Genomic DNA, 24,507 nt, shown 5'->3' with positions numbered 1-24,507 from the left:
GGGATGGGGGGTTGAACGCCTTTTTAAGATCCGGAAGGAAGCAGCTGTGAGACATGGCCTGGCCGTGGCGTCGTAAATCCCGCCGGAAGATGGCCCGAGTCGTTCTCGACGGACCCATCACAGGCGCCACCCGGTTGCGGGTGCTCAAGGCCCTGAGGGAGGTCGGCGAGCGGGAATTCCCTGCCCTGTTGCTGCGGATCGACAGCCCAGGGGGCACCGTCGGTGACAGCCAGGAGATTCACGCCGCCCTAATGAGGCTGCGGGACAAGGGCTGCAAGGTGGTGGCCAGCTTCGGCAACATCTCCGCCTCCGGCGGTGTGTATGTGGGGGTGGCCGCCGAGACGATCGTCGCGAACCCCGGCACGATCACCGGCTCCATCGGGGTGATCCTGCGTGGCAACGATCTCTCGCGAGTGTTCGAGCGGATCGGAATCCGCTTCGACACGGTGAAAAGCGGACCGTTCAAGGACATCCTCTCTCCGGACCGCCCGCTCAGCGACGCGGAACGGGCTCTGCTTCAGGAGCTCATCGACAGCAGCTACGACCAGTTCGTCGGCGTCGTCGCGGACGGTCGCGGCATGAGCCGTGAGGCCGTCAAGGGCTTCGCCGATGGTCGCGTGTTCAGCGGTGCTCAGGCCAAGGAACTCGGACTGGTCGATGAGCTCGGGGATGAGGAACATGCCCGTCGACTCGCGGCCCGACTGGCAGAGCTGGATGAGGAGCTGCGTCCGGTGACACTCGGCAAGAGTCGCCGCAAACTCACCAGCCTCCTGCCGGGGTCTCAGCTGATCCAGCAACTTCAGAACCGTCTCTGCATCGAGCTCATGGGGAGCGGTCAGGTTCTCTGGCTGTATCGACCATGAGCGGCACCCTCCTGCAGCTGATCGGTCTGCGCGGAGCCACCACCTGTCCCGAGAACAGCTCAGACGCGATCCAGAAGGCCGTCGCCGACCTGATCGATGCCCTGGTCGATCGCAACGACCTCAGCGCGGACCGAATTATTTCGGTGACCTTCTCCGTCACCGGAGATCTGAACGCCTGCTTCCCCGCTGCCGTCGCCCGCAGTCGCTGCGGCTGGGACCGGGTGGCGCTTCTGGACTGCCAGCAGATGGCCGTCGGGGGGGATCTGGAACGTTGCATCCGCGTTCTGGCTCTGGCGTGGCTGCCGGAAGGGCAGCTGCCGATTCACCCCTACCTCGAAGGTGCCCGGATGCTCCGGCCGGACAGATCCAGTCACAACTGACAGCTCAGGCGCCGGCCCAGAACCTCTCCTTCCTGGCTTGGGTCTCAGGAGAATCCCTTCATTCGAGTGGGTGCCATGCTCCGCAACCTGTTTCTCCGTCTGCTGCCGGCGGGGACGATCGCCGGCCTCGTGCTGGCTCCGGCATTGATCGCACCTCAGTCCGCGCCGGTCCGAGCCCAGGGCACGCCTGGTCTGATGGAGTTCCGCTGGGACACCGACCGGGACTACCGGAAGCTGTATTACTACCTGACCTCAACCCTGCCGGACGAACGCGCCACCTGGTATCTGACCCTGCGGGCCAAGGACCGAAAGACCGCCATCCTCAAGCTGACGGTGACCGTTCCCGATTACTTCGACTCGAAGCTGAAGACGGAACGCATGGCGGTCTGCCGCATGAGCAAGGGCGGAATGATGCACCGCACCAAATGCATCGAGGAGATTCCAGCCACAATCGAGATCAACAAGCAGCAGACCGCCATCGAGGTGTTCCCGGACAAGCCGATTCCGGTGGAGGGTGATTACGCCTTGCGGATCAAGCTGTTCAACCCGGAAGGCAAGCGGATGTACCAGCTCAACGCGCTGATTCAGGCCCCCGGCGACGTGCCCATGTCCGGCTACGTCGGCAGCTGGCTGATCGACATGGACTGACTGATAGGTTTACGAGTTCTGATCGGCCGGAAGCCAGACCACTGAGATGACCAAACGCACCCTGGGAGGAACAAGCCGCAAACGCAAGCGGGTGTCCGGTTTCCGCGTCCGCATGCGTTCCCACACGGGCCGTCGCGTGATCCGCACCCGCAGGAAACGGGGGCGTTCGCGACTGGCGGTCTGACGCACCTGTCCCGCAGTCGGGCCCATGGCACTCCCCGCGTCCATGCGTCTCAGGGGACACCGCTGCTTCAACCGCCTTCACCGCACCGGTCGTCGCCATCACGGGCAATTGCTGGTGCTGAGGGTGGTGCAGGCGGAGGTGCGTCTGCTCCGGCCTGAACTCCGTCGTCAGCCCGACGTGAGCTGCCGATGTGCCTTGGTGATCAGCAGCAAGGTGAGCAAACGCGCCGTGAAGCGCAACCGGCTGAGACGTCGGCTGCATGACCATCTGCGCCAGCGACTGGAATCCCGGCAGGACCTGGCCGGACTGTGGCTGCTCTTCAGTCTGCGTCCGGAGGCTGGGGAGGTGGATCCGTCGCAACTGCTCAAAGAATGCGACAGTCTTCTGAGAGATGCCGGGCTGGAAGGATGACCACCACCAATGAGCAGATCCACTACGAGGGTGGACCTGCCAGAGGAGATCTGATCTTCAACCTGCTGCTGGGGATCACCCTGATCGGCCTCCCCTTCACCATCGGAGCGGTGGTCAGGTCCCTGTGGGTGCGCTTCCGGATCACCAACCGGCGCGTCTCCGTCAGCGGCGGCTGGATGGGACGAGACAAGACCCAGGTTGTGTATTCCCAGATCAAGGAGGTCCGCAGCGTTCCCCGGGTCTTGGGTGCCTGGGGAGACATGGTGCTGGTGCTCAGTGACGGTTCCCGTCTCGAACTCCGCTCAATGCCCAACTTCCGCGAGACGGAGGCCTACATCCTCGAGCGGATGGCCGAACGCCGATCGTCTCCACAAGCCGGCCAGGCCGTCGAGGGATTCGCCGCCTGATCCGGTGGTACTGCACACTGGCATCACAATGATTTCTCCCACGGGACCTTCAACGTGATCGGGTACATCTCCGACAACCTGCTGATCCCGATCCTGGATTTTTTCTACGGATTGGTCCCCAGTTACGGACTGGCGATCGTGGCTCTGACGCTGGTCATCCGCATCGCTCTTTACCCGCTCAGCGCCGGCTCCATCCGCAGTGCCAGACGCATGCGGATCGCCCAGCCCGTCATGCAGAAGCGTCAGGCGGACATCAAGAGTCGCTACGCCGATAACCCCCAGAAGCAACAGGAAGAACTGGGCAAGGTGATGAAGGAGTTCGGCAGTCCACTGGCGGGCTGCCTGCCCCTGCTGGTGCAGATGCCGATCCTGTTCGCCCTCTTCGCCACCCTGCGCGGATCACCCTTTGCCGACGTTCCCTACACGGTGAACATCAAGGTGCTGCCGTCGGAACAGATCGCCGCGGTTGAACCGAAGCCCTTCAACAGCGCCAGCCACTCGATCTTCATCGGCGAGAGGGATCACGTTCCGGTGATCGCCAGCCTGCCCCGCGGCACCAAGATCGGCGTCGGAGACTCCGCCGACATCAACCTCCACACCAAAGACGGCCGTCCCTTCTCCGATGTCCTCAAGGGACTCGAGAACCCCGAACGCTTCCTACCGAGCTGGAGCGTCACCAAGGGGGAGGGCGTGGTGAGCATCAGCCGTGATGGCAGCGTGACAGCGCTGACCCCTGGGGACGCCACCGTGGAAGCCAAGATTCCCGGCCTGGCCGCCCGCAGCGGGTTCCTGTTCATCAAGGCACTCGGGCAGGTCGGCTTCTACGCCGACGGTGCGATCAACTGGGATATCGCGATCCTCGTGGGCGGATTCGGAGTGACGCTGTTCCTGTCACAGCTGCTGTCCGGCATGGGGATGCCCGCCAATCCTCAGCAGTCAACAGCCAACAAGATCACACCGGTGATGATCACCGGGATGTTCCTGTTCTTCCCCCTTCCCGCCGGTGTTCTGCTCTACATGCTGATCGCCAATATCTTCCAGGGACTGCAGACCTTCATCCTCGCCAAGGAACCGCTGCCGGACAATCTCCAGAAGATCCTCGAGCAGCAGATGTCCCAGCAGACCGTTGCGGTCACCGCCACCTCCGGTGGCTCGGCTGGCAGCGATGCGCGGCTTCCTTTTGAACCCAAGGGCGGCAAGTGATCCAGGGGCTAGAGCCCGTGGCCCTGCAGGAGCTCCGCGCTCTGGGAGCTCCCCGGAACTGGCCCGTGGAAGGACATCTGGAGGCCATGCCATCTCTGACACCGGTCCGAGGGCATCTGACGGCAGAGCATCGCGGCAATGTGCTGGCGGTGGACGCGGAACTCGCCACCATCGTCACCCTGACCTGTGACCGCTGCCTGGGGCAGTTCAATCAGCACCTGAGCTGCAGCCCTTCCGAACTGATCTGGCTCGGTGATGCTCCACCGTCGGAGCAGGAGCTGGAGGCGTCGGAAGACGTCGCCAGCATGGAGGGTTTGGTGGAATGCCTGGACCCGCGGGGTCACTTTGACCCTGAGCAATGGGTGTTCGAGCAGCTTCATCTGCAGAGACCGGTGGTCAACCGCTGTGGGGATCACTGTCCTGGGGCTCCCGGTCTGAATCAAGACCATGACGGGGCCGTCCAGGACCCCCGCTGGGAGGCTCTCCGCCAGCTTCGAAACCGATGAGCAGCGCTGCCTGGAGCGACCAGCTCGATCTGCTGATCCGTGCCCGCACGCCCTTGATCTGGATCCGCAGCCATGAGGAAGGCCGGGTTCAGGACCTGCTGGCCCAGGCGACCCAACGCCTGCAACGGCGGCTCGCCTGCTGGGATTTCATCGAGGGACTCAGCGGGGTGCTGAATTCCGATGGACTCGGCAGCCGTCAGCCGATGGCGATTCTCCAGTGGCTTCAGCAGTTGGAGGCCAGCAGTCCAACCCTGCTGATGGTCAAGGACTTCCATCGCTTCTGCGACGATCCCGGCGTGGCAAGGATGCTGCGGAACCTGAACGGCTCCCTGCGCAGTACACCCCACACCCTGGTGCTGTGCTGCGGTGCATGGACCCCTCCTCAGGACCTTGAGGAGACCTTGACGCTGCTGGATCTTCCCCTTCCGGACGGAGAGGATCTGCGTCAGCTGATCACCAGCATCAGCATCAGCAGCGGTGAACCGCTTGCACCGCCGGCTCTTGAGGAACTCACCCGGGCCTGCAGCGGTCTGAGCGAGATGCGTGTGCGTCAGGTGGCGGCTCGCGCCCTGGCCCGACGCGGCCAGCTCGGAGCGGAGGACCTTGCCGAAGTGCTGGAAGAGAAGCGTCAGACGATCGCCCGCAGTGAGGTGCTGGAGTTCTGCAGCAGTGATCTCGGCACGGAGGCGATCGGCGGCCTCGAAGCCCTGAAGGTCTGGCTGCAGCAACGTCATCGCGCCTTCTCCGAAGAAGCCCGACGTTTCGGACTGCCTCTGCCGAGGGGAGTGCTGCTGGTGGGTCCCCAGGGGACCGGCAAATCGATGACGGCGAAGGCCATCGCCCGCAGCTGGTCGATGCCTTTGCTGCGTCTGGATGTGGGTCGACTGTTTGCCGGTCTGGTGGGTGCCAGCGAGGCACGCACCAGGGAAACCATTCAACGGGCCGAGGCGATGGCCCCCTGCGTGCTCTGGATCGATGAGATCGACAAGGGATTCGGTGGCGATGGTCGCAGCGACGGAGGCACCAGCCAGCGAGTGCTGGCCAGCGTGCTGACCTGGATGGCGGAGAAACGATCAGCGGTTTTTGTCGTGGCGACGGCGAACGGGGTCGAGCAGTTGCCTCCGGAACTGCTGCGCAAGGGACGTTTCGACGAGATCTTCCTGCTCAACCTCCCCAGCAGCGAGGAGCGGCGGAGAATTCTGGAGCTGCATCTTGAGAGCCGGCGCCCGGGACTGGGTCTTCCACTAGCCACGGTGGTCAGTCGCAGTGATGGATTCTCAGGTGCCGAACTGGAGCAGACGGTGATTGAAGCGATGCATCTGGCCTTCGCCGACGCTCGTGAACTGAGCGAGACGGATCTGATCCGGGCCGCGTCCCAGCTGGTCCCTCTCTCCCGGACCGCCAGCGAACAACTGGAAGCGCTGAAGCAATGGGCCTCAGGGGGCCGGGCCCGCCCCGCCTCCATTGCGACACGTAACGAAGCCTGACGTGGCGTAAAGAAGGCGGTGGTTCATGAAGGCGGGGTTAAGCCATCTCCCTACGGTCCAAGCAATTGCATCAGCACCTTGGAGCGCCAGAACGATCTCACCTCACAGCTCGCCGTGGCCTGCCTCGGTGCCGGTGTGATCACAACCGTGGCCGTGGCGCAGGGTCAGAACCCCCTCACCGCTCTGGGCATCACGCTCTTTTCCGCCGTCGCCGCTGTCATGGTCGGCCAGGTGCTCTGATCGCCCTGCCATAGGCTGCCCGCGCCCTCGCCGCAGGACCCGTGCTCGACCAGCGCCTTGTGCGTGACAATCCCGAACAGATCGCCAATGAACTGGGGCGTCGCGGCAAGGCTGTCGATCTGACGCGACTCCAGGTGATCGCCCAGCAGCAGCGGAATCTTGAAGTGGAACGCAGCGGTCTGCAAGCGGAGGGCAACCGCATCGGCAAAGAGGTCGGCCAGAAGATCAAGAGCGGCGCCGACCCGAAAGGAGACGAGGTGGCTGAGCTGCGGCATCAGGGCAACGCCATCAAGCAGAAGGTGGCCGTGCTGGAAGAGGAGGAAAAGCATCTCTCCTCTCAGCTGAAGGAGCAGCTGCTCACCTATCCGAATCTTCCCTCTCCTGACTGCCCCGACGGCAGGGATGAATCCGACAACATTGAACTGCGGCGATGGGGAACGCCTCGAAAGGAGGAGGGCCTCGAGGAGCACTGGCAGATCGCCGAACGTCTGAACCTGTTCGACACCGAGCGCTCGGTGCGCATCGCCCAGAGCCGCTTCGTCACCCTGATGGGTCAGGGAGCCAGGCTGGAGCGGGGCCTGATCAACTTCATGCTGGATCTCCACGCCAGCAAGGGTTACCGGGAGGTGCTTCCTCCGGTGCTGGTGAACAGCGCCAGCCTCACGGGCTCAGGTCAGCTGCCCAAATTCGCTGAAGACTGTTTCCGCTGCTCCGACGATGACCTCTGGCTGACCCCCACAGCCGAGGTTCCTGTGACCTCCCTGCATCGCGATGAGATCATTCCGGCGGATCAGCTTCCCCTCCGCTATGCCGCCTACAGCCCATGCTTCCGGCGCGAGGCTGGCAGCTACGGCCGTGACACCCGTGGACTGATCCGTCTCCATCAGTTCAACAAGGTTGAGCTGTACTGGTTCGCGCATCCGGACCACTCCGAGGAGGCCCACCAGCAGATCACCGCCGATGCTGAGGCGGTGCTGCAGGCTCTGGAACTGCCTTACCGGGTGCTCGATCTCTGCACCGGCGACATCGGCTTCTCGGCCCGCAGGACCTACGACCTGGAGGTGTGGCTGCCGGGAGCCGGCGCGTACCGGGAAATCTCCAGCTGCAGCGTCTGCGGCGATTTCCAGGCCAGGCGCTCCTCCATCCGCACCAAGGAAGGGAAGAACACCAAATTGGTCCATACCCTCAACGGCAGTGGACTGGCGGTCGGTCGCACGATGGCGGCCCTGCTGGAGAACGGGCAGCAGCCGGACGGCAGCATCCGGATGCCCGAAGCACTTGTTCCCTACGTCGGCCGCGAACGACTGCAGCCAGAATGAGCCGAATGCGGGGTTGACGGCTGAATGAATGTGTTTGCAGCGATGGCAGTCCTGGCTCTGCTGATCGCAGTGCATGAAGCCGGCCACTTCCTGGCGGCCACGCTGCTGGGAATGCGTGTCAGCGGCTTCTCGATCGGTTTTGGCCCGGCCCTGATCAAGCGCCAGCGCCGCGGCGTCACCTATGCGATCCGCATGCTGCCGCTGGGCGGCTTCGTCGCCTTTCCCGATGAGGATGAGAACAGCTCCATTCCGGCTGATGACCCGGATCTGAAACGCAACCGTCCGTTGTCCCAGCAGGCCCTTGTGGTGTCGGCTGGAATTCTGGCCAACCTGCTGCTGGCACTTCTGGTCTTGTTTGGCCAGTTCGCTGTGATCGGTTTGCCCGCGGATCCCGAGCCGGGCGTGCTGGTGTTGAACGTTCAGCCCGGGGGAGCGGCGGACACGGCGGGGCTGCGTCCTGGAGACCGCATCCTCTCCATCGATGACGCGGGACTTGCCGCCGGCCAGGACGGAGTCCAGTCCATGGTGCGGCAAATCAAGGCTGCTCCGCAGCAGACCCTTTCACTGACCCGCGAACGCCAGGACAGCAGTGACGTGATCCTCCTGCGTCCTGACGAGCAACAGGGTGAAGGGCGGATCGGAGCTCAACTGCAGGTGAATCTCAGCGCAGCCAGTCGTCCGGTGAGCGGGCCTGTCGAACTGATCCGATACACCGTGTCGGAGTTCCTGCAGCTGATTCAGCAGACCGTGCGTGGCTTCGGCGGACTGATCACCAATTTCCAATCCACGGCCGGGCAACTCAGCGGACCGGTGAAGATCGTCGAGATGGGAGCGCAGCTGAGTGAACAGGGGGGAGGCGGCCTGGCCCTGTTCACCGCCCTGATCTCCATCAACCTCGCTGTGCTGAATGCCTTTCCGGTGCCCCTGCTGGATGGATGGCAGATGCTGATGCTGGGAATCGAAGCCGTCGCGGGACGTCCGGTGCCGGAACGGCTCCAGCTGGCGTTTGCGCAGTCGGGTTTTCTGCTGCTGACGGGACTGACTCTTGTCCTCATCGTGCGGGACACAAGCCAGCTGCCTGCCGTGCAGCAGTTGATGGCTCGCTGATCAGGTCAACCGCGACCTAGTAACATTCGAAATTCGTCTGTCTGTACCAGTCAGCTGCATGGCCAAGAAGTCGATGATCGCCCGCGACGTGAAGCGCAAGAAGATGGCCGAGCGCTACGCCGCTAAGCGTGCAGCGCTGATGGCGGCGTTCAACGCAGCTGTTGATCCGATGGATCGCCTGGAAATTCATCGCAAGATCCAGGCCCTGCCGCGGAACAGTGCCCCCAACCGCATCCGCAACCGTTGCTGGGCCACCGGCAAGCCCCGCGGCGTCTACAGAGACTTCGGTCTGTGCCGCAACCAGCTGCGCGAGCGGGCCCACAAAGGCGAACTGCCCGGTGTCGTCAAATCCAGCTGGTAGATCCTCACGACGGATCAACGCTTCGAAGAGCACAACAAAGGGGGGAGCAGTCTCTGCATCCCCCTTTGTTGTGAGTGGAAACCACGAAGTGTCAGGATGAGACATGAAAGAGGACATAAACAGTCGTGCAAGGACAAACCCAGTCGATCTCATTTGACGGACGTGAGATACGACTGACCACCGGACGATTCGCGCCGCAAGCAGGCGGATCAGTTCTTGTCGAGTGCGGCGACACCGCCGTACTCGTCACCGCCACACGCTCCACAGGCCGCGAAGGAATCGACTTCCTTCCACTCATCTGCGACTACGAGGAACGTCTCTACGCAGCGGGGCGCATCCCAGGCAGCTACATGCGCCGGGAAGGTCGGCCCCCTGAAAGAGCCACCCTGATCGCCCGACTGATCGACCGGCCGATGCGGCCGCTGTTCCCATCCTGGCTGCGAGACGACCTCCAGGTGGTGGCCACCTGCCTGTCCCTGGACGAACGTGTTCCTGCCGATGTGCTGGCCGTGACGGGCGCATCGATCGCGACGCTGCTCGCCGGGATTCCCTTCAACGGTCCGATGGCGGCTGTCCGCGTCGGCCTGCTGGGGGATGACTTCGTGCTGAACCCCAGCTACCGGGAAATCGAACGTGGCGATCTCGACCTCATCGTTGCCGGAACACCCGAAGGTGTGGTGATGGTGGAAGCCGGAGCGAATCAGCTGCCGGAAGGGGATGTGATCGAGGCGATCGACTTCGGCTACGAAGCGATCTGCGAACTGATCAAGGCACAGCAGAGCCTGCTGAAGGATCTCGGCATCGAACAGGTGAAACCGGAGGCTCCGGAGGAGGACACGACCGTGCCCGCCTACCTGAAGAAGCAGTGCACCAAAGCCATCAGTGAGGTGCTCAAGAAGTTTGAGCAGACCAAGGAGGAGCGGGATCAGGCGCTCGATGCCGTGAAAGCAGAGGTCACGGAAGCGATCGCAGCGTTGAAAGAAGACGATGCCGTCCGCAAGGCTGTGGCCGCGAGCTCGAAACTGCTCCCCAACAGCTTCAAGGCGCTCACCAAGGCCCTGATGCGGGAGCAGATCTTGAAGGACGGCAAGCGCGTGGACGGTCGGACCCTCGATCAGGTGCGCACCATCAGCGCCATGGCAGGGGTTCTGCCACGGCGGGTGCATGGATCAGGCCTCTTCCAGCGTGGCCTCACCCAGGTGCTGTCCACTGCAACTCTCGGCACCCCCAGTGATGCACAGGAGATGGATGACCTCCATCCCAACACCGAAAAGCTGTACCTGCATCACTACAACTTCCCCCCTTACTCCGTCGGTGAGACCCGACCGATGCGTTCCCCCGGCCGACGCGAAATCGGCCACGGCGCCCTGGCGGAACGCGCGATCATCCCCGTGTTACCGGCGAAGGACACCTTCCCTTACGTGGTGCGTGTGGTGAGCGAGGTGCTCAGCTCCAACGGCTCCACCTCCATGGGTTCCGTCTGCGGAAGCACCCTCTCCCTGATGGACGCCGGCGTTCCTCTCAAGGCTCCCGTCAGTGGAGCCGCGATGGGCATGATCAAGGAGGGAGACGAGGTTCGGATCCTGACGGACATCCAGGGAATCGAGGATTTCCTCGGAGACATGGACTTCAAGGTGGCCGGCACCGAGAAGGGCATCACCGCCCTGCAGATGGACATGAAGATCACGGGTCTGGCCGTGAAGACCATCGCCGAAGCCGTCAACCAGGCACGTCCAGCCCGGCTGCACATCCTCGAGAAGATGCTCGAGGCCATCGATACTCCGAGAGAGGGACTGTCCCCTCACGCTCCCCGTCTGCTCAGCTTCCGCATCGATCCAGAACTGATCGGCACGGTGATCGGCCCAGGCGGCCGCACGATCAAAGGCATCACCGAGCGCACCAACACGAAGATCGACATCGAGGACAGCGGCATCGTCACCATCGCCTCCCACGACGGGGCAGCCGCTGAAGAGGCTCAGAAGATCATCGAAGGGCTGACCCGCAAGGTGAACGAGGGCGAAGTGTTCCATGGTTCGATCACCCGCATCATTCCGATCGGGGCCTTCGTGGAGATTCTTCCTGGCAAGGAAGGCATGATTCACATCTCCCAACTCTCGGAAGCGCGTGTCGAGAAGGTGGAGGATGTGGTGAAGGTGGGCGACGAGGTCACCGTGCGCGTCCGCGAGATCGATAACCGTGGCCGCATCAACCTCACCCTCCGGGGTGTGCCCCAGAACGGTGAAGGAGGGGAGCCGGAGCCGGTGCCGACCCCGGTGGCCCCCCTCGTCTGATCAGACCGCAAAGCCGGGATCAATCTCCGCCATGGCCCGCGTCGCCCGTTCACCGAGCGCGACGTGGGCTTTCCCATGGCTGGCGATGAGACAACCGGCCTGACGCACGTCGCCGGTGTTGTACGTGAGATCGGTCAGATCCGCATGGGTAAAGCGTCCACCGGCCGCCAGCAGCACGGCCTCCGGCGCCGCCATATCCCAGTCCTTGGGGGCACTGCGACCGGAGAGCGACACATAGAGGTCGGTCTCCCCACGCAGGATCGTGGCCACTTTGCAGCCGACGCTTCCCACGGCTTTCGAACCGCCGAGTTCCAGAGCGGCAATCAATTGCTCCAAGCGGTCATCCCGATGGCTGCGACTGGCCACGAGGATCAGGTCCGCCAGGTCGGAGCGCTCACTGAAGCGCACGGGAGAGCGACCACCCTGACGGTCTTCACACCAGGCCCCCTCTCCCACCACACCGATCCAGAGCTCATCGGCCTCCGGCAGCAGCACCACACCGAGCACCGGCCTCCGACCGCGAACCAGAGCCAGATGCACGGCGTATTCACCGGTGCCTTTCAGAAAATCCTTGGTGCCATCAAGTGGATCGAGGATCCACAGCCACTCACCAGGTAAAGGCTGCCCCTGCGTGAGCTGCTCCTTGGCGGTCTCCTCACTGAGGAGCGTCCAGTCGACATCCGGGAAGGACTCGGCCAAGCCATCCAGCAGCCAACGGTTCACCGCCAGGTCTGCAGCAGAAACCGGTCCCTCGCCGCCGTCCTCCACGCTGAGAGCGGATGGGAAGCCATAGGGGGGCTGTTCACCACGGGCATAGGCCCGGAGGATGTCGGCCGACCCCCAGCTGAGCCGCCGAAGTTCCGTCAGCAGACCATCCAGGTCGACACCGGCGGGAAGAACAGCTGGGCTGGGCATCAGAATCAGATGGGGAGGGGCCATTGTGATGCAGCGACAGGAGCCGGCCGCCGGAACGCTCTATCTGGTGGGTACACCGATCGGCCATCTCGGAGACCTCTCACCACGGGCACGCGACCTCCTGGCTGCCGTCGACGTGATCGCCTGCGAGGACACCCGCCACAGCGGTCAGCTCCTCAGCGGTCTTGCGGCACGCGGCCGCCGTCTGTCGTTTCATCAGCACAACATCCGCACACGATTGCCACAGCTGATGGAGTTGCTGGCGGAACCGCTGAGTCTCGCGGTGATCAGCGACGCCGGACTTCCCGGAATCAGTGACCCTGGGGAAGAGCTTGTGGCGGAAGCACGCCGGCGCGGACATGAAGTGATCTGCATTCCAGGGCCCTGTGCCGCCACAACGGCTCTGGTCAGCAGTGGACTGCCCAGCGACCGGTTCTGCTTCGAAGGCTTCCTGCCCGCCAAGGGCCGGGAACGCCGCGAGCGCGTGGCCCGGATCGCCGGCGAGACACGCACCAGCGTGATCTACGAAGCACCCCATCGATTGCTCACCCTGCTGGAGGAACTTGAACAACACTGCGGTGCGGAGCGGCCTCTGCAGGTGGCCAGGGAGCTGACCAAACGCCATGAACAACAGGTGGGCCCCAGCGTGGGAGCTGCACTGGCGCACTTCCGTCAGACCACTCCACAAGGCGAATGCACCGTGGTTCTGGGCGGAGCTCCGGTTGCTGTCGATCCGGAACCGGACGACACAGAGCTGCGGCAACGCCTTCAGATCAAGATCCAGGCGGGCTCCAGCGCCAGTGAGGCAGCACGCCAGCTCGCCGCGGAAACCGGACTGCCCAAACGTCGTCTGTACACCCTGCTGCATCAAGAGAGCTCCCAGGCAGACTGAGTTCATTGATGATTAGAGAGTTGCTGCTGCGCCTGCGCCTGCTGTCGCTGAGCTTCGGAGCAGGTCTGCTGCTTTTGGTGGTGCTGTGTCTGGGGGCCCAGAACGGACGTGACCGGCAGGAAATCCAGCTAGGAGCAACCCGTTCGGTGCCGCTGCCGAGTGGTTTTCTCGTTGGACTGTCTCTCGTGGTGGGGATTGTCAGTGGAGGGTGTGCCTGTGCCGTTCTTATGCCGGAACAGCGCAGGGACTGAAGGGATCAGGCGTTGACATCCAGGGCGATCAGGCTGCCCTCCATCACAAGCCTGGTGATGCCGCGCGCCAGAAGATAGGAGCTGGTGCGCTCGAAGACGGCTGTATCCGGAACCTTGATCACGCGTTGACTGCGCCCACACTGACGCTTGGCTGTCCGCGGACTTGAGAACAGACAGAGTCCATGACGCTCCAGCTCAGTGTCGGCCAGCGGGCCCAGCTCAGGGAACTCCTTGAGGGGTCGGGCATCCAGCTCGACGACCTTGTCCACAAGCATGTAAACACTGCTTGGAAGCAAACCGGACGTCAGTGGCTTCGGCTCGAGCCGGGAAGGATCGCCAAGGTCGCCGACATTCGCCAAAGGCACCAGTTCCCGGAACGGGTCGGAATCATCAGCTTGAGCATCCTCATCAACGTCCTCGGAATCGGGCTCGTCGTTGAAGTCATCGGCGTCGTCCAGAGCCAGCGTGCTGCCGTCCTCCTCACTGGAGACCACATCCTCATCCGATGAAGGCTGGTGCGGTGCAGACGTTTCCTCGGAGCTGATCACCGGAACAGCATCGGTCAGCGGCGGTGACGTTCTTTGCTGACTGTTCTGGCGACTTGCTTTGAGAGACGCATAGTCAGCCGGCGACAGCAGACTTCTGACGGTACGGCTGACGGTGTTGACACTGCAGTCGTAGGCCTCAGCCAGAACTGACGTGGCTTCTCCGGCTCGATAACGAGCGACAAGCTCCTGCTTCTCGCTGTCGCTGAGGCGACGTGCGGCCATCCGTGCATGCCCTGCAGTTCTTAACCCTAGAGGCTTCAGGCCTGGCTGAACAACAGAGTGCGCCCCATGAGCAGGCTGGCACAATGACACGAAGAGCTCCCTTAGCTCAGCTGGATAGAGCAACTGCCTTCTAAGCAGTCGGTCGATGGTTCGAATCCATCAGGGGGCGTTGCTTGAACCATCACCCGATTGGGGGAGCAAACACGACGGATCAGCCCCCCGAACGGGGGATGCAAGACGAGAGCAGCAGTTAGAGACTGAGTGAACAGAAAGAGGCCTTATGGAGTATTTGAAAGTTTTACTCACTCAACGGCATGAAGAACTGGAACAGATTCTGATGAACCCAACAGCAATTCCGATCACAGAACGAGCCAGCATCAATGCAGAGTAGAAACATATCAACAATGCACTGGATGAACTGGTGTGCGAAGTGAAATGAACTGACGACTATGCGTGAGAACAATCAAACCAAAGCAATCGACAGGGTTTGGGCTGACGCGATGCAGGCCTGCCATCAGATGGAACTGAGCCATTGCGCGAACAGACGCCGTGCGGTTCTCTCGTCTGTCAGCTCACCATCGATGGAGGCCAGCACAGCGCCAGGGTGTTTCCGTTCCATCTCCTGACAAGCCTCATAGGCATCCATCGCCAAGACGGGTTCAATTCCAGACCTTCCCTCAGGCTGCTCGCTGTAAAAAACCTGATAGCGATGCATGGATCTGCGGCGACTGACACAGGAGTAGCCAGAGCAGAGCAAAGGTGGGGATCTACCACTGATTCCTCAAGGCTCTTGTTCCAGATGAATCTGAAGCTGGACGAGGCTAAACCATGGAAAAGTCACCGTTAATCGACAGAAATAAAACCTGAGGAATCCGATAGTTTGGTCAATCAGACAGAAGTATTGACGTCGAGAATCACATTTACTAAAGGTCACTACGGAATTTGTTACAACAATTAACTGAAATCGAAAAACTCAAAAAGCTGCGATACAGCCCTAACCTCGCAACCACCAGGAACACGAATCATGCGTTCCTTCAACGGCAGCACTGGCAGCATGAACCAGTCACATCATTCTTGGTTGATTGCCGAAACAGGTCTTAGCCAAGAGAATGGACTGTCTGGCGGTACTGACAAAAACCATAAAAGCAATCGACTCAACCGAGCACTTAACACCACCTATGGTCACGACAAAAGATGCAACTATTGAGAAAAAAGATTGAGGCCAAGAACTGAATCAAGCCTGTCAACGCTTCAGGTGGCACCGACGGAGGTGTGATCCATGGATGAGCTAGAGGCCACCGAGTCTCAAGCAGACTTCCAGAGCACCCAAACCAAACAAGAACGTTCCACCAAGCAGAGCAAGCTCCTTCGAATTCTGAGCCATCGGGAGAAGGGCAGAGCCCACGAGCAACGCACCGAAAAATCTAAAGGGAATCTGTAGCTCCAGCATGTCGGAGAATTACGCTTTTCAAGCCTGACACACCGTCTTTACTCAAATTCATGAAACGTGCTTAATAATCGCTGAAATGAAGGGTCGACGCAACACAACGAAATAACACTGTGGAAGAAATAATCCTGGAAATGCAGAAGGACGAGCCTGAAGAAAGCAAGCCGAGGGTTGAACCGGAAAGCCGGCTCAAGAACGAGACGAAACAGGAGACAACTCGTGCACGAGCAGCAAAGAAGAGAGTCCTGTTACCTGACCTGACCAAACGCTGGACATCACTGGCTGGGAAAGCTCAGAGGAACACATGCAAATGCAGATAGACAAGAGAGAAACCGGTAATGGATGCAAAAACAGGCCAGGGGAATCGTGCTAGCAAGGAAAAGCAACCAGGATGGTTGAGGCAGATCAGACATGCGAAAAATGAGAATATCAATCATGACGACAGTCATGGCCCTCGTTCTTAACGGAATCGGACCGGAGAGATCGGCAGCAGAGATCGTCAAGGCGTACTGCACGTTGACCTGGGAGGAACACAAACCCGGGGAGAAAGGAGACTGTGATTTCAGACAAGCATTCGGCAACGTGCAAGTCTGGATGGGACGACGCTGGATCTTTGACTTCCCTGACAGAGAGCGTGGAAGAAGTTATCTACGAGAAAACACAAAAACTGGGATCATATTCACGCGAAAAGGTCAGTACTCCCTGAAAGTGAACCAAAGCGTAAGACCTACAAATTAAACAATTAGATCAGAAAAGCGGGCAATGATAAACTTTTAGGCCAGGCAAGAATGAAAGTTAACCCAGAGAAGCTGGCATAGGGGAATAATATTTAGCAGCAAATTTACCAGATCAAAGCATTAAGCCAAGAAGCAAAGCATGAAACCCTAAGAGCCTTTTCGGCAGGGGAAGGACAGAACTGTGAATAAATAAAAAGCGTGGTCAGCCACCCTTGACTGAAGCCCATAAAAGTGAGAAGAAAACAAAAAAGCAGACAGCTATAAATAGAGTTAGAGAACTGTCGCTTGACCTCCACATGTCGATAATCAAGCTGGAGAATCTGCTGGGCAGCGAAAATTGGACGGAATGGTTTGAGGGGCTGGCCCCAGAGGAAGCCACCAAATTCCTGTCCTTGGGCGAAGAAGCCTGGAAAAAACTGGACAGCATCGGCACTGATGATCTTCTGTCTTGGCAGATCCTGTACGAACTAGACGACGGACAATGGGAAGCGCTGCAGTCGATGGGACTGGCACAAAGCGAGTACAACGGCAGCTATCAGGAGGCTGTTCTAAATCTCATTGGAGACAATAAATACACATCTCTATATGAAACTGCAAACTGGTCAAGTCAACCGTTGAGCTCATTGCTCGAGGGGGTAGCAGGGCTGATAGAAACAATCAAGGAAAGCATTGAAACAAGTATTAGCACAGCAGGTGCGTTAGCTCAGTTCCTTGATGACAATGAGCTGGAGGCGCTCACAGAAGACTACATCAGTCCTTTCATTGATTTCGAGAGCGAACTTCAAGAACTAATTGAATCAGTAGAGTTAATGCCTTCGCAGGTCGCAAATGAGTTACAAACAATACTGAATGAAACAATTAACGAGCCACTTGGCCTAAACGAAAGCGATGAAAGTAGCGTCACCATAACTTCAACACTACCTACTTTAATAGAAATAGCAAATGGACTCGACAATCCAAAACGTGAGCTGGTCATTGATTTTGGCGGGGCAAAACTAAAAAGTACAATTGAATTACCGCTGAAAGAATTTCTAGGTACATCACTAGGGATAGATTTAGAGGTTCTAAATGATCTTCCAGAAATTGAAGTCAACCTTGAAGCAGAGCTGCAAGGCGGGATACGGCTAGAAATAGATTTGGATGCCGAAAATTCAGGTGATATCGTCAAAATTGATACACATGGAATCAATCCGGATCGAAACCACTCTCAAGACTTATCTGTCCTGTTTGAAGGGAATGTCGTCAGTGGAACAACCGAGATTCCAACATGGCTGGGTATTAGCCAAAGCGATATCGAAAATCTACTGGTCGTCGGTGGAAGTGCAAATTTGGATCTTCAGACAACCAAGGAAAACCCATCGTATGAAAAAGGGTTGGTCGCCTTACAAGATATCGGGGAAGGAATGACCTATGAAACAAGCTCGGATGTTTATATCAAGTTAAACACAGATGTCTCATCAAGTATTGTAGAAAACATAGGCAAGGCAGTTGAAGATCGAATCACTGCGCTGAGTGACGCCTTTGATGTTGGTACCAACTTGGCATCATGGGTGAACTTGATCAACGAGGTCAGCGATTTAGTCGGTAATATTGCAGAGGCATCTGAAAGCATTGGGGAACTGCCGGACTGGGTTCCAGAAAGTGCAAAAAAAACATACACAGAATTCAGCAGCGGTCTAGAAAGCGCCGCAGAAGGGATCTCCGCATTAAAAAATGAAATCTTTGATTCTGAAGAATTTGTTGAACTCATCAATGATGAACTGAACAGACATGAAACGGGAATAAGCCTCAATTTACTGGCGAAGCCGTCGAGCGATAAAAGGCCAACGGAAACGCAAGAATACATAGGGAGCCCACAGATTCTGAACTTCAGCACACTCGCAACAGACAGCACCAATGATCAACAGCCATTCGCAGAGTCCGGAGAATTCCAAGTAAGTGAGGATGCAGATTGGTCAACGACATCCGAAGAACAAAGCTTCAAGATTCAACAACTAGAGGAAAATATATTAAGAGATACCAATGGTATAGCTATCACCTCATTTATCAATGAGCAAGCGGTGCACATCACTGGGCTGACATACAAACTTGACCTTGCTAGCAAAAATGTAGATTTTAATCGAAGCAGTATTTCTGAGAACGAAATAGTTGTTGTCATCGGTGAGCAAACAATCATTCCTGAAAGCGTTGATCTGGTATCCAATGAAAATGGAGAAAAATCTCTTTTGATAACGCTACAAGAAAACACCATATTCGAAGATCAAAATGGGGTACTCACATTACCAGTTGATTTTGAAGAAGCAAACGGCAAGTGGGCAGCAAGTGAAACCACAAAGGAGCTCTTTGAATCCGACTTAATTAAAGGATTCGAATATTCAGAGAAAGCTACTGAAGAGAATAGCTTGAAACTTCAGACTCTATCCGTCAATACAAGCCGGCCACTCCACTACAAACTCGAAATCGAGAAGGTAGATGAACAAGGGGAGAAAATTGAAACAGTCACTGTGATCGTTGATAAAGAAAATGGCGTAGAAGCTCACTATCTGGGCAACAACCCACCAACGGGTCTTCAATACATTTATGCTGAAGGTATCGAAAATGGTCAAGCACTAACAAGAAAACACCTGGAACAACAGAGCGTTCAAAGTAAAACTGGAAGTGACCATCACGTAGCGACTGATGAAAATAATACAGAAGCATTATGGCAAGATGTCACCGAGACAAAGAAAGAATACTTTGAAACATTTCACGAGTATGGCAAAAAACTGGAAGAAGGAATCGTAGTTAAAAAAATAGAAATGAACACGGAAAATACACTCAATTATCAGCTAACACTATTAGACATCAACCAAGAAAATAAAAATGGCAGCAAGGAAACAACGGAAATTATCGTCAATATCGATTGGAAAAACGGTATAGAAACACATGAGATCGGATCAGAGACTGTGTATACGCGAAACATTGATCTAAACACACGTGCTATTGAGGAAGAAACAGGTAAGCCCGTTATCGACATTCATTTGAAAAGCCAACTAAGTACATTGGACATTGAACCAGAAACGACAAATATAATCCCAAAGCAAATTGCCATCTCCTATGCAAATCCTGCATCCACGGTAATGGTTGATAGGGGTGATGGAAATGGATATACAGAAATCCAAAGTGAAGAAGTCTTTGTAGGCACGAAGAATGGAGATGACACTGGAACATGGAAACTGAAAGATAGCTCCTTCAAATTAAATGAGGTAATAGACAGCAACGCAGTTTTAACCACCTCAGTTTTTGACAATTTTATAGAGAATGGCTTTGAAATTAATCCAATTCAACTCAGTCGACGAATGCCGGAAATACTTCCATTTGCCTCCTTGGGAGATGGGCAAAGACAAGTTGCCATTGTCGCATCAACCAGTGCAGAGTCATTAACCGAATCGACTAAAGAAGAGATCCTAAATCGCATGTCTGAAATCGGAGGCTCTGCCCAAGGATCAATAGATAATAAAATCTGGAAGTTACTCAATTATGCATCAGTTAATGAAGACAATCTGAAAGATGCTGCGAATCATGATCTCGCTAAATTGCGAGCTTATTCGGCGTTGCAAATATTGCTAGAAACTGGAGTGATTAACGAGTCGGCAATCGATCAAACAGTGGCAAGAACAGAAAATAGCAATAATAGTCTTGTAAATGAGTTGGCTGATTCAACCCAACCAGGCTTAAGTATCAGGCTAGATCCAGAGGGTACGATTAATGGAGACGATATATCAGAGGTTTCAATCGATCTAGGTTTTCACCGTGAAGGAGAGGTTGACCTGATCATCAAACCAGGAACATCGTCTGAGACATCGCTCTATGTCTTTGAATTAAGTTATCACGAAGGAAGTGAACTGAATGGAAGATACGAGTTCTCGAAAGATGAGCTTGTAACTCTCGCAAAATCTGGACACAAGTCCTTGGCAGATGGGCTGGATTCTGTATTTGAGGCCATCAGTGCAGACATCAACGCAGCCATTGATCTTGAGATGGATCTCAATGGAAGAATCGTCTTTGCCTACGACTTTTTTGCTCCAGTAACCAATGCATTTAGCTTCGACCCGAGAGGCCTTGATGAAGAAATCAACGATTGGCCGGAAGGAAGCTCTGGGGATCAACACACGTTAGGACTGACACTGGGTGATGAAACATCACCGACAAACAGTGAAATCACAGCGTCACTTGGCATCGAACTGGCAAACTTTGAACTCAATACAGATATAACAGACGAAGAGGGAGCAGAAATTAAGTCAACGCTGGAAGACCCGGAGAAATCATTCTCACTGACTCTGGGTACCGCTATAGACGTGAATCGCACCGAAAACGATGAGTTAGAAATAGATGCTGGAATGAATCTTGACCTCGATCTGGATTTAAATCCGGTATTCGAAGTAGCGAAGGATTTTGGAGCACAACTAGGTGAAGCCTTTCTCGATGAGGTCAACGATCTCGTCAGTGACCTCGACTTTGATCTTGATTCGGCGGAACTACGATGCTGGCGCACACTGATTCCAGTAATTGCCAACTTGCTTGATGAAGTATCCAATCGATTCAACAAGGGAGCAGAACTGCTCGATCGATTGCCTAGCAATTTGAGCGGCAATCCAGTTCAATTAATCAGTAGTATTAGTGAGGAACTAGACGATATCAGCAACGCGATGATGCGTTTTCAGGATTCGGTCATGAATCCAGAGGCACTCGTCAAAAACATCAACAGTATGTTGATCGCAGCCTCCGTTCCGATGAGAATGGAACACAGCAGCGGAATTGAGCTGATTAGTGGCGTTGAAAGAGAAGTTGACCAATACGCCTTGATCCCAAGCGATGAATTGAGCCTCACACAAACATTAAGCCTGGAGGGTGGTGACTTTGCGGAGATGCTCGAGGAGAGGGGTCTCAAAGGCGGGGCCATGCTCGTGGATATAGCCTCCACACTATTTGCTGACATCAGTGCAACGTTCGACTTTAATTTGGAATCAGCAGGCAGTTTGACACTTAAAGAGTATTGCGATGAGTCGGGATCAGTATTCGAACTAGTCAATACTAAAACAGAAGGACTTGATGGATACTGGCCGGATATTAGCGAAAATAACGTAGAAGAGGCTTTCTTTGAAAAACGATTGGATAATAACAGCCAAGTGAATTTATCAGAACAAGAACTTGCTATTGCAGCTGGGTTTGAACTCAGCCAACTGAACATCAGTATTCCACTACTAAAAAACAATGATGGAAGCACAAGAGTCTTTGAGCTGACACCGGAGGAAGCCTATGAAACGATGAGTTTAAGAATAGGCATGGGAGTGGATGCAATCGATGAAGAAGAGGCCACGAAAAAACTGACTGATGCACTGAAAGAAACAGAATTAGAAGGTGGTGTTCGGCTGAATCTCACTGAGAAACACCTTGTACAACTAGGCAATGATATCCAACAAGAAGTCAAAGAAGCAGGCCTTGCACTCGTGGATGATGTGCAGAAATTGATTGATTCCTTCAGTTCACTCACGATGCCAGAGTGTGCCGGAGGTTGGTTTGGCTTTCTTGATCAATTTATCACTACGATGGACGATATGTCGGATCAGTTGGTGGATCAACTGGCGGTCTTGAAAGATCAAACGGAAGAACTGCCGGATTGGATGCCAAGCGATTGGCTTAACGATGCAGAAAAGCTGGCCCAGGGATTTGCAGCTGTAGGCAGTGAACTATCAGAGTTCAGAGACCAATGGTTAACGACAGAAAGTTTTATTCAAAAAGTCAATACAATATTCAGAGATAATGATCTCGACATTCATCTCAGGCTACTTGCAGGCCCTGAAAGCATGGAAGCTGAGTGCAACGATAAAGAAATCGGAGTACCCAGTGCAATGAGACTCAGCAAGGGGGATATTCTGTTGGAATCGAATGGCGAAGATCATGTTGTCGCTACATTTTTACTGAGCAAAGAGCAGGAAGCCCAGTTCGCCGCTGTTGAAAAAGACGGGCTGAATGTAGAAGGACACAGGGAAGAAACAATACAGATGTCAGATTTTGTCGATATCGAAGATGAAGGAAATAAACAGTCCGTACTGACATTGCCGTTGAATACATTTGGCTTACCGCCGACTGAGGATAAAAGACTCAAGATCACACTCACTAATGCTGATGGAAGTGCCCTGACAAGCGCCAACATCCAAACTGCAGAAGGCACAGGTATCGATACAAATATAGTCTATATCGAATGGAATGAAGAGCACCAAGGGTATGCAATCTTCAATGGCAGATCAGAAGAAGCGAAACAAATCATCATTGCAGGGACAAACGATGGAGCGGAGAGCATTAAATTAAAAGTCAGTCATAGTGATATCTATGCACACAAGGCTGTGGATATCCAAGCAATGAATCTTGAACAAGAACTCCGCACCAGTGAGGGAAAAGAAGTTGAAGGCCTGTATGCGTATACATTCACGCCGAGCACCACAAATAGCCAAGCAAAAATACAATTAAAAACAAGTAATGACAGTGACTCTACAGACCTAGAAATACATAATGACACTTCAGCGTATTTTGATGATTTACAACTTGATGCCGGTGTCGTCCTATCCACACACACACCGTTCAGCAGCGAAGCACAGATTTATCTGTATGAACTAAGCACAACCGGAAATACAGAACACATACTCGATTTATCTCACTTCAAAGAAATAACAACCCATCATGAAGATGGCACTGAAGATAATGAATGGGTGCTTGCGTTACCTGAAAAAAGCTTCGGTGAACTCACAGAAGGCAGTAACAGATATCAACTGACGCTGTCCGAAACAGATGGAAGCTCACTCAGCAGTATGGTACTGGAAAAAGACAATCTCGAGGTGCACAACTCAGAAGAAATATATCTTGAATGGGAACAGAGCAGAAAAGGATTTGCACTCTACGACAAATCGGCAGGGGGATACCGACTCACTCCGATGATCGATGATCAAGGAGAAGATACGCTGCTAATCACAAATCCCAATGGTCTTGGAGGGTCATACACGTTTGGAGACTCTCTCAGTCTCAAAGCGGAGCAATTCATCGATCTGCTACCAGATGCTGTCACATCAAGCCCTATTGCCCAGGCCTTGGCCAATGTGGCGGATGGATATGAGGCGGATCTGTCGTACGGACTTGAATTTAATGCGGGAATGATCTTCGGCTATGACGCCGGTGCCACAGAGATGGGTAGTTTCTTCTATCTTGATCCACGTGCAGCGCGTCCAATCGGTGACTATTGGCCGGAGGGAAATGATGACTCCCTATGGAGCTACAGCACAACCGGAGAAGACTACACGGCGAGTATGGCAGAAATACTCCTGCAGTTTGGAGCCGGTGTCGATCGCCTGCAAAGACCAGACCGTTTCCTGATAAGCAATGAAGATGTAGCTTATAACAGTACAGACAATTCAGTAAGTTTCCCCTTGGGAGACAAGAAGTTTGGCTCGATCTATACAAGTAAAGAGAAAAAAGACGAAGATCGGCCCGACAGCATCACAGTATCATTTGAGCAGTATATCAGCAGTGAACATCTGTTTGTAGTCGATATAGAAAAGAAAGAAACTGAAGAGGCAATAACAGAGGTGGCCATAACAACACCGATCGAGATGGAACTCACGCTGGATGCTGCAGCAGGAGTGTACAAGGCAGGTCTGCCTGAAGGAGTCAAAGTGAGAGGCGACTTTAACTCTGTAGATGCAGATCCAAAAATAACCCTACGAACAAACGCCTATGTCGAATTCCCTGACGTACGAAATGCTCTGGGAATGGATGCGGCAATCGCGTTGGACTGGTATAACGACGACACTTCTGTCAGCCAGGAAACAGAACAAAGACTAGACCTTTTATCCAATATCGATGTCGTGAATGGTGGCGCAAATGCCGCAGCAGCATTCAATTTCCAAGCTACAGATATCGGTGATTTCGTATTAGCCGGTAATCCATTAGGTGCCACTGCAGATACCGTATCAAATGCGATTAATGCCGTACAGGATGCTGTTGATGAAGCATTGTGCGGGCTCAATGATGGAAACTTCTCACCAGCGAACTGGC

The 24,507-nt window shown here is 55.6% G+C and carries 21 protein-coding genes and 1 tRNA gene (1 of these 22 cut by a window edge); 19 read left to right on the top strand and 3 right to left on the bottom strand.

The features are described 5' to 3' along the window. Positions 1–53 precede the first annotated feature (53 nt). The 14 genes from sppA (at position 54) to SynA15127_RS02915 (ending at position 11,407) form a co-directional block, all read left to right on the top strand. Positions 54–863 carry a signal peptide peptidase SppA gene (sppA, locus tag SynA15127_RS02980; protein WP_186484944.1) on the top strand — a complete coding sequence of 270 codons (810 nt, stop codon included), beginning with the start codon at positions 54–56 and terminating at the stop codon, positions 861–863. Continuing rightward, the gene (gene aroH / locus SynA15127_RS02975; RefSeq protein WP_186484943.1) at positions 860–1,243 is read left to right on the top strand and encodes a chorismate mutase; all 384 of its coding nucleotides are present in this window, start codon (positions 860–862) and stop codon (positions 1,241–1,243) included. The genes sppA and aroH overlap by 4 nt, the downstream gene beginning before the upstream one ends. Before the next feature lie 75 nt (positions 1,244–1,318). Next, positions 1,319–1,891, top strand: a complete 573-nt coding sequence (locus SynA15127_RS02970) for a DUF2808 domain-containing protein (RefSeq protein ID WP_043695339.1) — start codon at positions 1,319–1,321, stop codon at positions 1,889–1,891. Positions 1,892–1,937: 46 nt separating this feature from the next. After that, positions 1,938–2,075 carry a 50S ribosomal protein L34 gene (rpmH, locus tag SynA15127_RS02965; protein ID WP_011128745.1) on the top strand — a complete coding sequence of 46 codons (138 nt, stop codon included), beginning with the start codon at positions 1,938–1,940 and terminating at the stop codon, positions 2,073–2,075. A gap of 24 nt (positions 2,076–2,099) precedes the next feature. After that, positions 2,100–2,486, top strand: a complete 387-nt coding sequence (gene rnpA, locus SynA15127_RS02960; RefSeq protein ID WP_043695333.1) for a ribonuclease P protein component — start codon at positions 2,100–2,102, stop codon at positions 2,484–2,486. Then, on the top strand, positions 2,483–2,893 hold the full coding sequence (locus SynA15127_RS02955) for a PH domain-containing protein (protein ID WP_186484942.1): 411 nt from the start codon (positions 2,483–2,485) through the stop codon (positions 2,891–2,893). The genes rnpA and SynA15127_RS02955 overlap by 4 nt, the downstream gene beginning before the upstream one ends. A gap of 54 nt (positions 2,894–2,947) precedes the next feature. After that, the gene (gene yidC / locus SynA15127_RS02950) at positions 2,948–4,096 is read left to right on the top strand and encodes a membrane protein insertase YidC (protein WP_186484941.1); all 1,149 of its coding nucleotides are present in this window, start codon (positions 2,948–2,950) and stop codon (positions 4,094–4,096) included. Then, positions 4,093–4,602, top strand: coding sequence for a DUF177 domain-containing protein (locus SynA15127_RS02945; protein ID WP_186484940.1), 510 nt, complete (start codon positions 4,093–4,095; stop codon positions 4,600–4,602). Before yidC ends, SynA15127_RS02945 begins: the two co-directional genes overlap by 4 nt. Further along, positions 4,599–6,089: an AAA family ATPase gene (locus tag SynA15127_RS02940; protein WP_186484939.1), complete on the top strand. Its 1,491-nt coding sequence runs from the start codon at positions 4,599–4,601 to the stop codon at positions 6,087–6,089. Before SynA15127_RS02945 ends, SynA15127_RS02940 begins: the two co-directional genes overlap by 4 nt. Before the next feature lie 78 nt (positions 6,090–6,167). Further along, complete coding sequence (locus tag SynA15127_RS02935) at positions 6,168–6,329, top strand: hypothetical protein (protein ID WP_173402149.1); 162 nt, start codon at positions 6,168–6,170, stop codon at positions 6,327–6,329. A gap of 41 nt (positions 6,330–6,370) precedes the next feature. Further along, on the top strand, positions 6,371–7,648 hold the full coding sequence (gene serS, locus SynA15127_RS02930; RefSeq protein ID WP_186484938.1) for a serine--tRNA ligase: 1,278 nt from the start codon (positions 6,371–6,373) through the stop codon (positions 7,646–7,648). 24 nt (positions 7,649–7,672) lie between these two features. After that, the gene (gene rseP / locus SynA15127_RS02925) at positions 7,673–8,755 is read left to right on the top strand and encodes an RIP metalloprotease RseP (RefSeq protein WP_186484937.1); all 1,083 of its coding nucleotides are present in this window, start codon (positions 7,673–7,675) and stop codon (positions 8,753–8,755) included. Between the two features lie 58 nt (positions 8,756–8,813). Beyond that, complete coding sequence (gene rpsN, locus SynA15127_RS02920; RefSeq protein ID WP_043695312.1) at positions 8,814–9,116, top strand: 30S ribosomal protein S14; 303 nt, start codon at positions 8,814–8,816, stop codon at positions 9,114–9,116. A gap of 125 nt (positions 9,117–9,241) precedes the next feature. Further along, complete coding sequence (locus SynA15127_RS02915; RefSeq protein ID WP_186484936.1) at positions 9,242–11,407, top strand: polyribonucleotide nucleotidyltransferase; 2,166 nt, start codon at positions 9,242–9,244, stop codon at positions 11,405–11,407. Here SynA15127_RS02915 and SynA15127_RS02910 read toward each other — a convergent pair whose 3' ends face one another. Next, the gene (locus SynA15127_RS02910; protein ID WP_370594012.1) at positions 11,408–12,322 is read right to left on the bottom strand and encodes a 3'(2'),5'-bisphosphate nucleotidase CysQ; all 915 of its coding nucleotides are present in this window, start codon (positions 12,320–12,322) and stop codon (positions 11,408–11,410) included. A gap of 28 nt (positions 12,323–12,350) precedes the next feature. Here SynA15127_RS02910 and rsmI point away from each other — a divergent pair, with 28 nt between their 5' ends. Beyond that, positions 12,351–13,214, top strand: a complete 864-nt coding sequence (gene rsmI, locus SynA15127_RS02905; RefSeq protein WP_186484935.1) for a 16S rRNA (cytidine(1402)-2'-O)-methyltransferase — start codon at positions 12,351–12,353, stop codon at positions 13,212–13,214. Between the two features lie 20 nt (positions 13,215–13,234). Further along, positions 13,235–13,465, top strand: a complete 231-nt coding sequence (locus SynA15127_RS02900; RefSeq protein WP_043695306.1) for a hypothetical protein — start codon at positions 13,235–13,237, stop codon at positions 13,463–13,465. 5 nt (positions 13,466–13,470) lie between these two features. Here the strand turns inward: SynA15127_RS02900 and SynA15127_RS02895 are convergent, their stop codons facing one another. Further along, the gene (locus SynA15127_RS02895; protein WP_186484934.1) at positions 13,471–14,235 is read right to left on the bottom strand and encodes a helix-turn-helix domain-containing protein; all 765 of its coding nucleotides are present in this window, start codon (positions 14,233–14,235) and stop codon (positions 13,471–13,473) included. 95 nt (positions 14,236–14,330) lie between these two features. On the opposite strand from SynA15127_RS02895, the gene SynA15127_RS02890 reads away from it, so the two are divergent. Next, positions 14,331–14,404 (top strand) — tRNA-Arg (locus SynA15127_RS02890). Positions 14,405–14,749: 345 nt separating this feature from the next. Here the strand turns inward: SynA15127_RS02890 and SynA15127_RS02885 are convergent. Further along, a complete protein-coding gene (locus SynA15127_RS02885) occupies positions 14,750–14,950 on the bottom strand; it encodes a hypothetical protein (protein ID WP_186484933.1) in 201 nt (66 codons plus the stop codon). A gap of 309 nt (positions 14,951–15,259) precedes the next feature. On the opposite strand from SynA15127_RS02885, the gene SynA15127_RS02880 reads away from it, so the two are divergent. Continuing rightward, a complete protein-coding gene (locus tag SynA15127_RS02880; RefSeq protein WP_186484932.1) occupies positions 15,260–15,442 on the top strand; it encodes a hypothetical protein in 183 nt (60 codons plus the stop codon). Positions 15,443–16,631: 1,189 nt separating this feature from the next. Then, positions 16,632–24,507, top strand: the 5' portion of a protein-coding gene (locus SynA15127_RS02875) for a tandem-95 repeat protein (protein WP_186484931.1). It continues 36,065 nt past the right edge of the window; only the first 7,876 of its 43,941 coding nucleotides appear in the window; it begins with the start codon at positions 16,632–16,634; its stop codon lies beyond the right edge, outside the window.

The organism is Synechococcus sp. A15-127 (genome assembly GCF_014280215.1).
In the GTDB taxonomy this organism is placed as follows: Bacteria; Cyanobacteriota; Cyanobacteriia; order PCC-6307; family Cyanobiaceae; genus Parasynechococcus.
The sequence above is the reverse complement of the archived record's forward strand: the minus strand, read 5'-3'. Positions and strand labels throughout refer to the sequence as shown.

Bases quoted from the DNA above. Each gene is read 5' to 3' on its own strand.
- sppA (WP_186484944.1), top strand. From the start codon at position 54: ATGGCCTGGCCGTGGCGTCGTAAATCCCGCCGGAAGATGGCCCGAGTC.
- aroH (WP_186484943.1), top strand. From the start codon at position 860: ATGAGCGGCACCCTCCTGCAGCTGATCGGTCTGCGCGGAGCCACCACC.
- SynA15127_RS02970 (WP_043695339.1), top strand. From the start codon at position 1,319: ATGCTCCGCAACCTGTTTCTCCGTCTGCTGCCGGCGGGGACGATCGCC.
- rpmH (WP_011128745.1), top strand. From the start codon at position 1,938: ATGACCAAACGCACCCTGGGAGGAACAAGCCGCAAACGCAAGCGGGTG.
- rnpA (WP_043695333.1), top strand. From the start codon at position 2,100: ATGGCACTCCCCGCGTCCATGCGTCTCAGGGGACACCGCTGCTTCAAC.
- SynA15127_RS02955 (WP_186484942.1), top strand. From the start codon at position 2,483: ATGACCACCACCAATGAGCAGATCCACTACGAGGGTGGACCTGCCAGA.
- SynA15127_RS02940 (WP_186484939.1), top strand. From the start codon at position 4,599: ATGAGCAGCGCTGCCTGGAGCGACCAGCTCGATCTGCTGATCCGTGCC.
- rseP (WP_186484937.1), top strand. From the start codon at position 7,673: ATGAATGTGTTTGCAGCGATGGCAGTCCTGGCTCTGCTGATCGCAGTG.
- rpsN (WP_043695312.1), top strand. From the start codon at position 8,814: ATGGCCAAGAAGTCGATGATCGCCCGCGACGTGAAGCGCAAGAAGATG.
- SynA15127_RS02910 (WP_370594012.1), bottom strand. From the start codon at position 12,322: ATGCCCAGCCCAGCTGTTCTTCCCGCCGGTGTCGACCTGGATGGTCTG.
- rsmI (WP_186484935.1), top strand. From the start codon at position 12,351: ATGCAGCGACAGGAGCCGGCCGCCGGAACGCTCTATCTGGTGGGTACA.
- SynA15127_RS02895 (WP_186484934.1), bottom strand. From the start codon at position 14,235: ATGGCCGCACGTCGCCTCAGCGACAGCGAGAAGCAGGAGCTTGTCGCT.
- SynA15127_RS02885 (WP_186484933.1), bottom strand. From the start codon at position 14,950: ATGCATCGCTATCAGGTTTTTTACAGCGAGCAGCCTGAGGGAAGGTCT.
- SynA15127_RS02880 (WP_186484932.1), top strand. From the start codon at position 15,260: ATGCGTTCCTTCAACGGCAGCACTGGCAGCATGAACCAGTCACATCAT.